This window comes from Kistimonas asteriae, from assembly GCF_018263925.1.
GTDB lineage: Bacteria > Pseudomonadota > Gammaproteobacteria > Pseudomonadales > Endozoicomonadaceae > Kistimonas > Kistimonas asteriae.
Genome location: NZ_JAEVHF010000004.1, coordinates 157,055 through 171,510, shown reverse-complemented (window position 1 = coordinate 171,510; position 14,456 = coordinate 157,055). Strand labels below are relative to the sequence as shown.

General features: G+C 53.4%; 17 protein-coding genes. 2 read left to right on the top strand and 15 right to left on the bottom strand.

Annotated elements, in window-relative coordinates:
- Nucleotides 1-37 precede the first annotated feature (37 nt).
- Nucleotides 38-1,300, bottom strand: a complete 1,263-nt coding sequence (locus tag KHS78_RS06620; protein ID WP_211826416.1) for a malic enzyme-like NAD(P)-binding protein — start codon at nucleotides 1,298-1,300, stop codon at nucleotides 38-40.
- Between the two features lie 204 nt (nucleotides 1,301-1,504).
- Nucleotides 1,505-1,720: a 50S ribosomal protein L31 gene (gene rpmE / locus KHS78_RS06615; RefSeq protein ID WP_211826414.1), complete on the bottom strand. Its 216-nt coding sequence runs from the start codon at nucleotides 1,718-1,720 to the stop codon at nucleotides 1,505-1,507.
- Between the two features lie 225 nt (nucleotides 1,721-1,945).
- Between rpmE and KHS78_RS06610 the strand changes: the two genes are divergently transcribed.
- Nucleotides 1,946-4,201, top strand: a complete 2,256-nt coding sequence (locus KHS78_RS06610; RefSeq protein ID WP_211826413.1) for a primosomal protein N' — start codon at nucleotides 1,946-1,948, stop codon at nucleotides 4,199-4,201.
- A gap of 1 nt (nucleotide 4,202) precedes the next feature.
- On the opposite strand, the gene KHS78_RS06605 is transcribed toward KHS78_RS06610, so the two are convergent.
- The 11 genes from KHS78_RS06605 to KHS78_RS06555 form a co-directional block, all read right to left on the bottom strand.
- Entirely contained in the window at nucleotides 4,203-4,916 is a 714-nt protein-coding gene (locus KHS78_RS06605; RefSeq protein WP_211826412.1) for a 16S rRNA (uracil(1498)-N(3))-methyltransferase, read from the bottom strand.
- 42 nt (nucleotides 4,917-4,958) lie between these two features.
- Nucleotides 4,959-5,720, bottom strand: coding sequence for a twin-arginine translocase subunit TatC (gene tatC, locus KHS78_RS06600; protein WP_211826411.1), 762 nt, complete (start codon nucleotides 5,718-5,720; stop codon nucleotides 4,959-4,961).
- Complete coding sequence (gene tatB, locus KHS78_RS06595) at nucleotides 5,717-6,088, bottom strand: Sec-independent protein translocase protein TatB (protein WP_211826410.1); 372 nt, start codon at nucleotides 6,086-6,088, stop codon at nucleotides 5,717-5,719. Before tatB ends, tatC begins: the two co-directional genes overlap by 4 nt.
- A 14-nt stretch (nucleotides 6,089-6,102) precedes the next feature.
- Nucleotides 6,103-6,366: a Sec-independent protein translocase subunit TatA gene (tatA, locus tag KHS78_RS06590; protein WP_211826409.1), complete on the bottom strand. Its 264-nt coding sequence runs from the start codon at nucleotides 6,364-6,366 to the stop codon at nucleotides 6,103-6,105.
- A gap of 56 nt (nucleotides 6,367-6,422) precedes the next feature.
- The gene (locus KHS78_RS06585; RefSeq protein ID WP_211826408.1) at nucleotides 6,423-6,758 is read right to left on the bottom strand and encodes a histidine triad nucleotide-binding protein; all 336 of its coding nucleotides are present in this window, start codon (nucleotides 6,756-6,758) and stop codon (nucleotides 6,423-6,425) included.
- 47 nt (nucleotides 6,759-6,805) lie between these two features.
- Nucleotides 6,806-7,135 carry a phosphoribosyl-ATP diphosphatase gene (locus KHS78_RS06580; RefSeq protein WP_211826407.1) on the bottom strand — a complete coding sequence of 110 codons (330 nt, stop codon included), beginning with the start codon at nucleotides 7,133-7,135 and terminating at the stop codon, nucleotides 6,806-6,808.
- Nucleotides 7,136-7,148: 13 nt separating this feature from the next.
- A complete protein-coding gene (gene hisI / locus KHS78_RS06575) occupies nucleotides 7,149-7,550 on the bottom strand; it encodes a phosphoribosyl-AMP cyclohydrolase (RefSeq protein WP_211826406.1) in 402 nt (133 codons plus the stop codon).
- Nucleotides 7,550-9,163, bottom strand: coding sequence for a ubiquinone biosynthesis regulatory protein kinase UbiB (ubiB, locus tag KHS78_RS06570; protein ID WP_211826405.1), 1,614 nt, complete (start codon nucleotides 9,161-9,163; stop codon nucleotides 7,550-7,552). Before ubiB ends, hisI begins: the two co-directional genes overlap by 1 nt.
- A gap of 3 nt (nucleotides 9,164-9,166) precedes the next feature.
- Entirely contained in the window at nucleotides 9,167-9,814 is a 648-nt protein-coding gene (locus KHS78_RS06565; protein ID WP_211826404.1) for a ubiquinone biosynthesis accessory factor UbiJ, read from the bottom strand.
- Complete coding sequence (gene ubiE, locus KHS78_RS06560) at nucleotides 9,811-10,569, bottom strand: bifunctional demethylmenaquinone methyltransferase/2-methoxy-6-polyprenyl-1,4-benzoquinol methylase UbiE (RefSeq protein WP_211826403.1); 759 nt, start codon at nucleotides 10,567-10,569, stop codon at nucleotides 9,811-9,813. Before ubiE ends, KHS78_RS06565 begins: the two co-directional genes overlap by 4 nt.
- A 100-nt stretch (nucleotides 10,570-10,669) precedes the next feature.
- Complete coding sequence (locus KHS78_RS06555) at nucleotides 10,670-11,053, bottom strand: gamma-butyrobetaine hydroxylase family protein (protein WP_211826650.1); 384 nt, start codon at nucleotides 11,051-11,053, stop codon at nucleotides 10,670-10,672.
- A gap of 143 nt (nucleotides 11,054-11,196) precedes the next feature.
- On the opposite strand from KHS78_RS06555, the gene KHS78_RS06550 reads away from it, so the two are divergent.
- Nucleotides 11,197-12,426 carry an LPS O-antigen chain length determinant protein WzzB gene (locus tag KHS78_RS06550; protein WP_211826402.1) on the top strand — a complete coding sequence of 410 codons (1,230 nt, stop codon included), beginning with the start codon at nucleotides 11,197-11,199 and terminating at the stop codon, nucleotides 12,424-12,426.
- A gap of 61 nt (nucleotides 12,427-12,487) precedes the next feature.
- Here KHS78_RS06550 and hslU read toward each other — a convergent pair whose 3' ends face one another.
- Complete coding sequence (gene hslU / locus KHS78_RS06545; RefSeq protein WP_211826401.1) at nucleotides 12,488-13,822, bottom strand: ATP-dependent protease ATPase subunit HslU; 1,335 nt, start codon at nucleotides 13,820-13,822, stop codon at nucleotides 12,488-12,490.
- A 42-nt stretch (nucleotides 13,823-13,864) separates the two neighbouring features.
- Complete coding sequence (hslV, locus tag KHS78_RS06540) at nucleotides 13,865-14,410, bottom strand: ATP-dependent protease subunit HslV (RefSeq protein WP_211826400.1); 546 nt, start codon at nucleotides 14,408-14,410, stop codon at nucleotides 13,865-13,867.
- Nucleotides 14,411-14,456: the final 46 nt, after the last annotated feature.

Below are 14,456 nucleotides of genomic sequence, written 5' to 3'. Positions count from 1 at the left end.
GGTTTTTTGTTAGTGCGAATACATCTGATCTCAACAATCAGATATCGTCAACACTCTTCAGCGGGTAGTTGGCCGGATAAGGCAACTGAGCGACACCGGTATCGACTGCTGCCTTGGCTACAGCCGCCGCTACAACACCCAGCAGACGAACATCCATCGGCTTGGGAATGATGTACTCTGTACCAAACTCCAACGCATCAGCACCGTAAGCCTCCAGCACGTCCTGAGGAACAGGCTCTTTCGCCAGCTCACGGATAGCATGAGCCGCTGCAACCTTCATCTCTTCATTAATGACCTTGGCGCGAACATCCAGTGCACCGCGGAAAATGAAGGGGAAGCCCAGAACATTGTTAACCTGGTTCGGAAAATCAGAGCGGCCAGTTGCCATGATGACATCAGGGCGAACTTCCCGGGCCACATCCGGGTTAATTTCCGGATCCGGGTTAGAGCAGGCGAAGACAATCGGATTTTCGGCCATTTTCAACAGCTGATCGGATGACAGCAGGTTAGGACCTGACAGTCCCAGGAAAGCATCCGCCCCTTCAATGGCGTCATCCAGGGTGCGCTTGTTCGTATCAATGGCGAAAGCGGCTTTGTATTCGTTCAGATCAGTACGACCTGAGTGAATGACACCCTTACTGTCAAGCATGCTGACATTTTCAGGTTTAACACCACAGCTGATCAGCAGCTTGGTACAGGCAATCGCCGCAGCACCGGCACCCAGGCAAACCAGCTTGGCGGTGGCAATGTCTTTACCCGCCAGTTCCAGGGCATTCAGCATACCCGCCACGGTAACAATCGCTGTACCGTGCTGGTCATCGTGGAATATGGGAATTTCACACTGCTCAATCAGTGCACGCTCAATCTCAAAGCATTCAGGTGCCTTGATATCTTCGAGGTTAATGCCGCCAAATGTGTTAGCGATACGCTTGACCGTATCAATAAAGGCCTGGGGACTTTCGGATTCAACTTCGATATCGATGGAGTCAACGCCGGCAAAACGCTTGAACAACAGCGCCTTACCTTCCATGACAGGCTTGCTGGCCAGTGCACCCAGGTTACCCAGGCCCAGAATGGCAGAACCATTACTGATGACAGCGACCAGGTTACCTTTAGCGGTATATTTGTAAGCGTTTTCGGGATCTTTGGCGATTTCTCTGACCGGCTCGGCAACGCCGGGACTATAGGCCAGTGCCAGATCACGAGCGGTGTCAGCCGGCGTGGTCAGTTCAATACTGATTTTTCCGGGTTTGGGGTTTGCGTGATAGTCAAGAGCGGCTTGCTTCATGTCCTCAGCCATTGTATTTTTTTCCGATGTTGTTGTACCTGCGCGGAGCCATGAGAATATAGGAAAGGGAAATGGTGAACAACCGCAATGGCGGCCATTTCAGGGGATTTGGCAAGCGGGTAAGCCCATACCGAAAGTGTCTTTCTGCAGGGCAATACGTATCAGAAACAAAAAAGGCGCCGGTGAGGGCGCCTTTTTTGACAGAGTCCGAAAAACTCAGCGACGGGTGCTGAGCTTGCCGAAACGCTGCTGGAAGCGCTCGATACGGCCGCCGGTATCCATCACCTTCTGAGTGCCGGTGTAGAACGGATGGCACTTGGAGCATACGTCCAGCTGCAGGTCCTTGCACAGAGTGGAACGGACCTTGATTTCGTTACCGCAGCTGCAGGTAGCAGTCATTTCTTCGTACTGAGGATGGATATCCTGTTTCATGTGAGCTCACCTCTGTGTTTCGGCATGCCGCCACCCCTTAATGCGTAGATCAACAGGCACCGCATGCAGGTTTCAGGTCCGGCCATCCACGGGGAACCGCCGGATCCTGTCCGGAAAGAGCGCGAATACTACCAGAGAGCAAACGCCAAGCAAAGACAGTTGAACCGGCAATCTGTTACCATTTTTTGCAATTAAGGGCCTGCTGGAACGCGATTTACCGAAACCATGCCAACAACTTCTGACTGCTCCCAACCGTTTCTCAGGCTTGCCCTGCCCGTCACACTGCGGCGTTTGTTCGATTACCTGCCGCCAGTAAACTGTGATGCGTCACTATTGAGACCCGGCATTCGGCTGACAGTTCCGTTTGGCCGCCGTAAGGTGACAGGGATCCTGATCGAAACCACCAGCCACAGCGACTATCCCGTCGAAAAACTGAAACGCGCCGAGCATCCGCAAGACCAGGAAGCGGTTATCACTGACGATATTCTGCAACTGTGCCGATGGGCGGCCAGCTATTATCAGTATTCCCTCGGCGACACACTGAGCCAGGCATTACCGGTTATGCTCCGTCAGGGCTACGACCTAGCCAAGGAAGCCCACACCTGCTGGCGACAAGCGCCTGATATCGATCCGGCCATTATTGAAAAACTTAGCCGTGCCCCTCGCCAGCAAGCAACATGGGAAATCGTTAAAGCTCACCCCAAAGGCGCAACCGAAGTGGCGCTCAAGGCGCTGGGCGCCGAAATCACTCTATTGAAGAAACTGGCCGATAAGGGGCTGATTGAAACCTATACCCATATACCTGAAAAACGCCCCTTCCACAGTTATAACCCAATACTGAAAACCTCTGAGCTGGTGCTAAACCATGAGCAGCAGCAAGCCTTCGAAGCCATTACCTGTGATGCCAACCGGTTCAGCACCACGCTTTTGCACGGGGTGACGGGCAGCGGAAAAACTGAAGTCTATCTGCAGGCGATTCACAACACACTGAAGCAGCAGCAACAGGCACTCGTACTGGTCCCTGAAATTGGGCTGACACCCCAGACACTGGAACGGTTCCGTAACCGATTCAACGTTCCCGTTACTGTCCTGCACTCGGGACTGAACGACAGAGAACGATTGAATGGCTGGTTATCCGCCTTCCATGGGGAAGCTGGCATTATTATTGGCACCCGGTCCAGTATCTTCACGCCCATGCCCTACCTTGGACTTATCATTGTCGATGAAGAGCACGACCTTTCCTATAAGCAACAGGATAGCATCCGCTACTCGGCACGAGACTTGGCCATCTACCGGGGAAAACTACGGAATATTCCGGTCATGCTTGGCAGTGCAACACCTTCACTGGAGTCACTGCACAATGCCAAAAACCATCGCTACCGCTATCAGAAACTGAACCAGCGAGCGGGCAACGCCAAACCACCCCATATGGAACTGGTGGATATCCGCGGCAAACAACTGAATGCAGGACTTAGCGAAACGGTCGAACAAGCCATCCATCAAACTTTACAGCGTGGCGAGCAGGCACTGGTATTCCTCAATCAACGCGGTTATGCACCAACATTATCGTGCAATGAATGCGGCCATTTGCTGGACTGTCCACAGTGTGACGCCCATTTGACACTGCATCGAACACCGCCCCATCTGCATTGCCATCACTGTGATCTGCAACGTCCCATCCCTCTGCAATGCCCTCATTGCAATAGCCGCCACCTGGCGCCTGTCGGTCAGGGTACGGAGCGCTCAGAAGAAGTACTGGCCAAACAGTTTCGCAATATCAACGTGCTTCGCATTGACCGGGACAGCACACGCCGCAAAACAGCGCTCAGTGATATGCTCTCCATTATCCACAAGGGCGAACCCGCCATACTGGTAGGCACCCAGATGCTGGCCAAGGGACATCACTTCCCCAAAGTCACGCTGGTCGTCATCCTGAATGCCGACAGTGGTTTTTTCAGTGCCGATTTCCGAGGCCCGGAAAAAGTCGGCCAGCTTCTGCTACAGGTCGCCGGACGCTCGGGACGAAGCACACGACCAGGGCACGTTATAATCCAGACCCAGTTTCCGGAAAACCAGCAGCTTCAGCAACTGGTCACCCAGGGTTACGACGCCTTTGCTGAGGGTCTGCTCGTACAACGTCAATCAATTAGCCTGCCTCCCTTCGGCTACATGACGCTGCTGACAGCAGAAGCAACCCATGCACACGACGCCCATCAATTTCTGGCAACCGTTGCCAACCATGCTCAACAGACGATCCAGACACAGAATCTGGCGGGACCGATGGGCGTTAAAGCCCTGGGCCCCATGCCCGCTGCAATGGAGAAACGTCAGGGTCGTTATCGCATGCAACTGTTTCTGCAAGGAGCCAGTCGTGGGTCACTTCACACCCTACTTAACCATCTGATTCCTGTTATGGAATCATCGCCCTTGGGAAGAAAGATCAGATGGTCTGTGGATGTAGATCCACTGGAGATGGGTTAAATCAATCGAACAGCTTGCTGATCAATACTGGAATGGCATTTTCTACTCGCAGAATGCGTGGCCCCAGGTGAATGCGTTCAAAGCCACAGGCCTCTAGCTTTTCCACTTCATAGGGAATGAAGCCGCCCTCTGGCCCAATGGCGAGGACCACTTCCTCTGTCAGCTGACGTGGACAAAAACGACCATTGTCGCCGGGATGCGCAACCAGCCCCTGCTTACCCTGCAGCATTGCAGGCAGACGATCTTCCACAAATGGTTTGAAACGTTTCTCAAAGATAATTTCGGGTAACTGGGTATCCCGCGCCTGCTCCAGCCCCAGCACCAGCTGTTCCCGTAATTTTGCCTCTGCCAGCCAAGGCGATTGCCAAAAGCTTTTTTCTACCCGGTAGCTGTTCATCAACACAATGCGTTTGACGCCCATGGCGGTCATGGTCTGCAAACAGCGTTTAAGCATTTTAGGGCGAGGCAGGGACAATAGGACTGTTAACGGAAGAAGAGGTGGCGGTGTATCCGTCAGCGAAACCTCCAATACCAGCTGTTGGGTATCCAGCACCTGAACCATCCCAGTTCCCATCAGGCCATTGACGCGCCCTACCCGCAAGGTGTCGCCAACACACGCCTGATGAATATCAGACACATGAGATAGACGACGACCACTGATTACAACCCGGGCGTCCGAGACAAAGTCGCTCTCTTCCAGTAATAACAGATTCATACAATAGGGAATTTGGCAGAAGAAGGAGAAGGAGAAACAGCCTCAATCCTGAGGCTGCTCATCGGAGGTATCATCGCGACTCTGAACCAGGCCGGAAAACAGTATCCCAACCTCAAACAGAAACCACATGGGAACCGCCAACAGTGACTGGGAAATGACATCCGGCGGTGTCAGCAACATGCCGAACACAAAGCAGATCACCACGACATAAGGGCGTTTCGCCTTAAGTGACTGGACGTCCGCGACGCCAGACCAGACCAGCAGCACCGTGGCTATCGGAATCTCAAACGCCAGTCCGAAGGCAAAAAACATCTTCAGGACAAAGTCGAGATACCGATTGATATCGGTCATGATCGCGACACCTTCAGGGCCGACACTGGTGAAGAAACCAAATACCAGGGGAAACACCACAAAGTACGCAAACGCAACGCCAGCGTAAAACAACAGCACGCTGGCGCATAACAAGGGAATCGCTATGCGCTTTTCATGCCGGTAAAGCCCCGGCGAGATAAACGTCCATGCCTGGTGCAGCAGAAAAGGGATGGCCAGGAACACCGATACCACCAGCGTCAACTTGAACGGCGTCAGGAAGGGCGATGCCACATCCGTGGCAATCATACTGGCACCTTCCGGCAGATAGGCTCTCAGCGGCTCAGAGACAAATACATAAATGTCGTTGGCAAAATAAAACAGACCAAGAAAAATCACCAGAATGATGCCAAAGCTTTTCAGCAGGCGAGTGCGCAGTTCCAGCAAATGCTGTACCAGCGGCTGTTCCTTGTCCGTCGAGGAGGATTTTGTCATGGGTCTTTCTTACTGCTACCACTGTTCGCCTGCCCCGGGCTGTCGGCGGAAGCCGTCGGCCGATGACTGGATAACGGAGAAGATTCCGATCCAGTATCAATCTGCCGGTTAAGGCCCTCCACCTCGCTCTGCAGGGTGTCCCGGGTCTTTTTCAGTTCAGCCATCACCGATTCGTTATGGATTTCGCGTCGAATTTCGTCGGCATTGATCTCTTTTTCAATTTCCTGACGAATCGACTGGAAACTCCGGCGCAACCGGCCGACCCAGACAGCGACGACCTTGATGGCCACCGGTAGCCGCTCAGGCCCCAGTACAACCAAGGCAATAACGGCGATGACCAACAACTCAAGAAAGCCAATATCAAACACAATCAGCTACCTGGTTACGACTGTTTTTCCCGGGATTTTTTCTCTCCGGACTTATCATCCTGCGCCGCAAAGGTCGCATCCTGCTCCAGATGACGCTTGTCGTCTGACGACTTGTCAGCTGTCGACTCGGCCTCATCGCTGCTCAGCGCTTTCTTGAAACCCTTCACCGCGCTACCCAAGTCACCACCAATATTGCGCAGCCGCTTGGTGCCGAACAACATCACCACAATCAGCAGTACGATCAACAACTGCCAGATACTGATTCCACCCAAACCCATAATCGTTCCTTTACCTGACCATCAGGCATTTATTCAACACTGCGAAGCCAGCCCCATCAGAGCGGCTTCGGCGTACCACCACCCAGTATATGAAAGTGGAGATGAAAAACTTCCTGGCCACCACCTTTGCCGGTATTGGCGACCGTACGATAGCCACCGTCCAAGCCCTGCTGCCGGGCAATCCGGGGAATGGTCAGCAGCATATGACTGGCCAGCTCACGGTCATCATCGCCCAGATCATCCAGACTTTCCACGTGCTTGCGGGGGATCACCAGAAGATGCACCGGTGCTTTCGGCTGAATATCCCGAAACGCCAGGCAGTGATCGTCCTCATACACCACATCCGCCGGGATGGCACCATCGCAGATTTTGCAAAAGATACAGTCACTCATAGCACTCACTTCCTGTTTCATGTCAGACAGGCCAGACACGCTGCATACTACCGGGTTCTGGCGGCTTTCTCTTCCAGACCAGACAAACCGAAGCGCCGCTCAAGCTCAGCCAGTACATCCTCGTGACTGAGTTCCAGATGGGAGAGCATTACCATGCAATGAAACCAGAGGTCTGCTGTCTCTGCAATCAGCGATTTTGCGGATTCAGCATCCGTAACATCCTTGGCGGCAAGGAGGGTTTCCGTCGCCTCCTCACCCACTTTTTCCAGAATTTTGTTTAAGCCCTTCTCATGCAGGCTTGCAACATAGGAGCTATCCGGTGACGCCTGCCGACGTTGGGCCAACACCTCTGCCAATTGATCCAGAATGTCACTCATCCCCACCTACTCCTTACTGCGACGATTTGCCGTAAATCTGCTCTGGCGACTGCAGAACCGGCTCTTTCTCCTGCCAGTCCCCCTCCGATAGCGACCGATAGAAACAGGATTCACGTCCTGTATGGCAGGCAATCCCGCCAAGCTGCGTCACTTTCAGCAGCAACGTGTCGCCATCACAGTCCAGCTGAATATCTTTCAACTGCTGTACATGACCGGATGATTCGCCTTTTCGCCACAGGGACTGGCGCGACCGGGACCAGTACACCGCCCGCTTTTCCTGTACGCTAAGCGCCAGTGACTCCGGATTCATCCACGCCATCATCAGGACACGACCGGTTACCGCATCCTGAGCAATAGCTGGCACCAGCCCATCCTCATTCCAGCGAACCGCATCCAACCATGCAGGATTCGTCATTATCGTTCTCTTCTGCTTCCCGGTTTCAACAAATAGATGCCAGCGCCCCCCAGCAACAGCGGCTCCCATCCTATGGCTGCAAGCCAGCCGGGCTGAATCCATGCAGTAATCGCCAGCACCAGTAGTCCAACACCCAGTGCCCGACTCCAACCGTCATGCGACGGCATCCCACCCTGCTTCAACATGCGCTCCTGTTGTCCCCGCATTTCATGCAGATCACGGACAACCTGATGAGCCACCATCGGCGCCTGTTCAATCAACTGGGGCATCTGCTCATTAATGCGGCGCAGCACCCCCTTGGGCGCGACCCGGTCTTTCATCCACTGTTCAAGGAAGGGTTGTGCTGTAGCCCACAGATCCAGCTGGGGATAAAGCTGTCGACCCAATCCTTCAATATTCAGGAGCGTTTTCTGCAATAACACCAGCTGCGGCTGCACTTCCATATTGAAGCGACGCGCAGTGGAAAACAGATTCATCAGCACCTGGCCAAAAGAGATTTCCGCCAGCGGTTTTTCAAAAATAGGCTCACAGACCGTGCGAATCGCCGCTTCCAGCTCGTTAACGACCGTTTCCCGAGGCACCCAACCGGAGTCAATGTGCAGCTGCGCCACCATCCGGTAATCCCGGTGAAAAAATGCCAGCAGGTTACGGGCAAGGTAGCTCAAGTCTTCCGGCGTGAGAGAACCCACAATGCCGCAATCCACACCGATATATTGTGGATCTTCCGGGTGCTCATAGGAGACAAAAATATTCCCGGGATGCATATCGGCATGAAAGAAACTGTCACGGAACACCTGGGTGAAGAAGACCTCCACACCGCGTTCTGCCAGCTTCTTCATATTGGTGCCCTGCGCTTCCAGCGCCGCAAGATCCGTGACAGGCACGCCATAAATGCGCTCCATCACCATCACTTTCTGGCTGCAGTAATCCCAATACACCCGGGGGATATACAGCGAAGGCGAACCCAGAAAATTACGACGCAACTGCGAGGCATTGGCCGCCTCACGCTGCAAATTCAGTTCATCGAAGATGGTTTTTTCATAATCAGCCACCACTTCCACCGGCCGCAGACGCCGCCCATCACTGGATATACGCACCAGAATATGCGCCAGCAGGAATAACAATGACATATCCTGACGGATCGTTTTTTCGATGCCCGGTCGAATAACTTTGACCACAACGGACTCGCCACTGTGCAACGTCGCTTCATGCACCTGGGCAACCGACGCTGAGGCCATCGGTTCACGATTAAAGGTGGCAAACAATTCGGAGGGCGGTCGCCCAAGACTTTTCTGAATAATGGTTTCAGCCGCTTCTCCGGGAAAAGGCGGCACCCGATCCTGCAGTTTCGCCAGCTCATCACCGATATCATTCGGCAAAAGATCCCGCCGGGTAGAGAGTATCTGTCCAAACTTGACGAATATAGGACCCAGCTCAATCAATGCCCGCCGCAGCCGTTCTCCCCGGGAGAGTCGGCTGGGAATAAAACGCCAGGGCAGCAGCTTGAGAAACCAGCGGATATAAAAAGGTAATGGCTCGCTATCAACCAGGTTATCCAGCCGATATCGGGCCACCACGGATACTATCTTGATAAATCGAAAAACCTGCTGCACCGATCAGGCATCCTGTATCTGCTGTTGCGTCTTCGCCATAAGACGATCCACTCTTGCCTGTAACCGGTCTGCAGCCAGTCGCAGTGTATCCAGATCATCCCGGAACGCACTGACCTCATTTTTGGGCGGCAACACCCGGAGTTCTTCCTGCAGGTATTCTGACAGATTCAGTCGCGCTGTCGTCGCCATGTCACCAAACAGGACTGCGCTCACACGGCTTACCTGCCCCACGGCATGCGCTGCAATACCACCACTGTATCGGGACAGCAACGCTTCCCAGTCAAACTCACTGTGCTTGACGATGGCTGAAACCGTTAACAGTAGATCCGAATTACCCGTCAGGGTAATCCCCTCGTTGAACAGCGTCGCCATGGGCTCATCACTAACTGCAAGGCGTACCAGGGCCGGTGCGGTTCCCCGAATCACGCAATCCGCCTCAGACTCGTAACAGGCACGAAGCTCTATGCCCTCTTCGGTAAACACCAGCCAAATATCCATTGCCGGTGACGTAGAGGCCACCTGCAACACCTGCCCCTTCAGCTCAGCAAAACGTCTTGCGGTGACCGGATCCAGCTTCAACACCTGTTTCAGCCCCTGCTCCAGCGCCATGCGTGCAGCTGTGCCGGGCATGGTTTCCAGCAGCGAGGTCATGGTTTGATGCCTTTGTGCAGAGCCACAACACCACCGGTCATATTGTGGTAACCGGTCTGGACGAAACCGGCGGATTTCATCATCTGCTCCAGGGTGTCCTGATCAGGGTGCATGCGGATCGATTCTGCCAGGTAGCGATAACTTTCCGCATCATCGGCAATCAATTTACCCATCACGGGCAGTGCGGTAAATGAATAAGCATCGTACAACTTGCTTAACAGTGGGTTGTCAGTCTTGGAGAACTCCAGCACCAACAGACGACCACCGGGTTTCAGCACCCGGTTCATGGAGCGCAGTGCCTTGTCTTTGTCCGTGACATTCCGCAGACCAAAGGCGATGGTAATGCAGTCAAAGGTGTTATCCGCGAATGGCAGATCTTCCGCGTTGGCCTGAACATAATCGACATTGCCACAGACACCGGCATCGGTCAGTTTGTCACGGCCAACCTCAAGCATGGCATCGTTAATATCCGCCAGCACCACCAGCCCCTGCTCACCCACGATTTTGGAAAACTTGGCGGTGAGATCACCGGTGCCACCGGCAATATCGAGGATCTTCTGGCCGGGACGGGCCGCACTCATCTCGATCGTGAAACGCTTCCACAACCGATGAACGCCCATGGACATCAGGTCATTCATCAGGTCGTACTTGCCGGCGACCGACTGAAACACCTCAGCCACCAGCTTTTGCTTGTCGTCCCTGTCAACGGTTTTATAGCCGAAATGGGTGGTCTCTTTTGAGTGTTTGTCAGTCATGGTTCATCCAGAAAACTACTGTGCGGATATCAGGGCGACTTATTCTAGCGTTACCGCCGGGCAATGTCTTGACATACGTACCACCACCTAGCGACTCGTATCATTCCATGAACTTCACAGCGCTGACATCCGGATCCCGCGAGGCGCCGGCCTGATGCAACCGCTCCAGGTAATCCTGCCAGTAAGCCTCAAAATGAGCCCCCAAATCGTAGAGGTATTCCCACGTGTAAATACCGGAATCGTGCCCATCATCAAAGATCAGTTTAATGGCGTAATTGCCAATGGCTTCAACACCACTTAGCTGAACCTGTTTTTTACCCGTCTGAAGCACTGCCTGACCGGCGCCATGCCCACGCACCTCTGCCGACGGGCTGTAAACCCTGAGAAACTCTGCGGGCAGCTCATACTTCACACCATCGGAGTAACATAATTCAAGAATGCCACTCTTGCGGCGCAGCCGAATATCAGACGGTACACTGTGCATTTCTGCCATAAAACAACAATCCCGATGAACCCAACCAAACGTGAAAACGAATCCCGCAGCCCTGTATCATCTTTAGCAGGCTATGACATACTAATCACCATCACGCTTTCCCTTATACACTAACTACAACCTTGGAAGTAGCGATGTCGCACCCCCCATACCCTGTTCATGATGATGAAATTGATCTGTTTGAGCTGGCAGAGAACCTGTGGCAACAAAAATGGATGATTCTCAGCATAACCATTGCTGTTACATTGATAGCCACTGTTACAGCCTTCATGATTCCTCCCACCTATAAAAGCGAGGCAATCATCTCCGAGACTAACGCAGCGGCATTAGCGCCCATTAATCGATTCAGCGCCTCTCAAACTCCCTCTTACATCATTTCCGGGACTGAACTAGCACAATCCGATCAAAATAGCCCAATCCAGCAAGTGCAACCCACCCACAGCTCCTACGCGGCCTATCAGGAGGGCGACAGGCTGACGCCAGAAAAAAGCTTTAAGCTTTTCTACAAGACGCTGACTTCCGCTGACACACTCGAAGCCGTATTCAGGGATAGCAACTATGCCCAGACGCATTCCGGACTTGATACCCTGAACGAAAAAAACACTGCCGCCCTTTACGAAGCATTGCGCAATAACATCAAGATTAAGCTGATAAAATCCGAAGTTCCTCGTATCAGTGTCACCCTGACAGGCCATGACCCGGCACTGGCTGCCAGCATTATCAATGATTATCTGATCCCTCTCACCATACAAAAGGTCATTGATGATGAGGAGCAGACCATCACCGCAGAACTGAACCTCGAAAAAATCACATTGATGAATGACATTCAGGTGCTTGAGCAGCGCTATATCAACAACAACCTGAACCGGCAGAACCAACTCAAACAGGCGATTGCCATGGCCGAGGCTGGCAGCATCATCAAACCGCAATTGAACAATATTTCAGGTAATGACAGCCCTCAATACCTCTTCCTGCTCGGCACAGATACTCTCCGTGCAGAGCTGGCTCAGACCCAATTCACGCTCAACCAGTACCGCCGCATTACCAACACCGAGCAATCTAGCCGCAATGCGCCTTTGATTCCCGGTGTTGCTGAAAAATTCTACCGCTTCCAACAGCTGGACAGCATCAAACCCGACTTCTCCAATTCGACACCAGTTCGAATCGAGCAGCGCGCCAGTGCTCCTTTAACACCTGAAAAGCCCAACAAAAAGCTGATCATTGCGGTGGGGCTGGTACTGGGTGCCATGCTGTCAGTGTTTATCGCTTTGATACGCATTGCTATCCAAAACCATAAGGCGCGCATCCAGGTCGCCACGCTTTCAGCTGAAACACCCGAGCATCAACCTAAAACGCCGGCCTAAAAAAAGCCCGCTTCCGATTGTTACCGGAAGCGGGCTTTGCAAAGCGATCAATCGATACGGGTTACAGGATAAAGCGGCTCAGATCTTCATTCTGAACCAGTGCACCCAGATGCTGGTTCACATACTCAGCATCTATCATCACCGCCTCACCAGTAGCCGCCAGGTCTGCTGCACCGAAAGAGACTTCTTCCAGCAAGCGCTCCATCACGGTATGCAGACGACGGGCACCGATATTTTCGGTATTTTCATTCACCTGCCAGGCGACTTCAGCCACACGGTTGATACCGGAACGGGCAAATTCAATTTTCAGCCCTTCAGTCGCCATCAGCGCCTGATACTGCTCCGTCAGCGATGCATCCGGCTCGGTCAGAATACGCTCAAAATCTTCCACATTCAGCGCCTTCAGCTCCACCCGGATCGGCAGACGCCCCTGCAGTTCAGGAATCAGGTCAGACGGCTTGGAGAGATGGAATGCACCGGAAGCGATAAACAGGATGTGATCCGTTTTCACCATGCCGTACTTGGTGCTGACCGTGCAGCCTTCGATCAGCGGCAGCAAGTCACGCTGCACACCTTCACGGGACACATCACCACTGTTGTTGCCGGAACGCTTGGCCACCTTGTCGATTTCATCCAGGAAGACAATACCGTTCTGCTCCACCGCTTCAATCGCGCTGGTTTTCAGCTCATCTTCATTCACCAGCTTGGCCGCTTCTTCATCCTGAACCAGCTTCATGGCTTCACGAACTTTCAGCTTGCGCGCCTTTTTCTTGCCGCTGGACATACTGGAAAACATGTTCTGCAGCTGGCTGGTCATCTCCTCCATGCCCGGAGGCGCCATGATTTCCACACCGACACTGGCTTCATTGACTTCAATATCGATCTCTTTATCGTCCAGCTCGCCTTCACGCAGCTTCTTGCGGAAGACCTGACGTGTACTGTTGTCCTGCGGCTGAGATGACTCTTCGGAGAACGAACGGGCAGGTGGCAGCAGTGCATCCAGGATGCGATCCTCTGCGGCATCCATGGCACGATGCTTAAACTTATGCATTTCCTGCTCACGCTGCATCTTGATGGCTGCATCAACCAGATCACGCACGATAGATTCGACATCACGTCCGACATAGCCCACTTCGGTGAACTTGGTGGCTTCCACCTTGATGAACGGAGCATTGGCCAGCTTGGCCAGGCGACGCGCTATTTCGGTTTTACCAACACCGGTCGGCCCAATCATCAGAATGTTCTTGGGGCTGATTTCGTTGCGCAATGCTTCATCAATCTGCATCCTGCGCCACCGGTTGCGCAGGGCAATGGCCACGGAACGCTTGGCGTCATCCTGACCGATAATATGTTTATCCAACTCGTGGACGATTTCGCGGGGAGTCATATTCGACATAACTGCAGCTCTGATTTCCTGAATTCGTGACCGGTGCCGGGCTTACTCGTCGTAGCAGAGTTCTTCGATGGTCCGGTTGTGATTGGTGTAGACACAGATATCACCCGCAATGGACAGGCTTTTTTCCACGACATCCCGCGCATCCATGTCCGTATTCTCGAACAGGGCCCGGGCGGCAGACTGGGCGAACGAGCCACCGGAACCAATCGCCAGGATGCCATCTTCCGGCTCCATGACGTCACCGTTACCGGTAATGATCAATGATGCCTTTGCATCCGCTACCGCCAACATGGCTTCGAGGCGCCGCAGCGCACGATCAGTACGCCAGTCCTTCGCCAGTTCAACGGCGGCACGCACCAACTGCCCCTGGTGCTTTTCCAACTGCGCTTCAAAGCGCTCAAACAGGGTAAACGCATCCGCCGTACCACCGGCAAAACCGGCCAGTACCTGGTTATTGTAAAGACGGCGAACCTTGCGGGCGTTACCCTTGATAACCGTCTGCCCCAGTGACACCTGACCGTCACCACCGATCACCACTTTGCCATTTCTGCGCACAGACAGGATGGTAGTGCCTCTGTACTGTTCCAAGGCGGACTCCTGAATTCGTTCATTGAGATGAGGGAATGATTGGGAC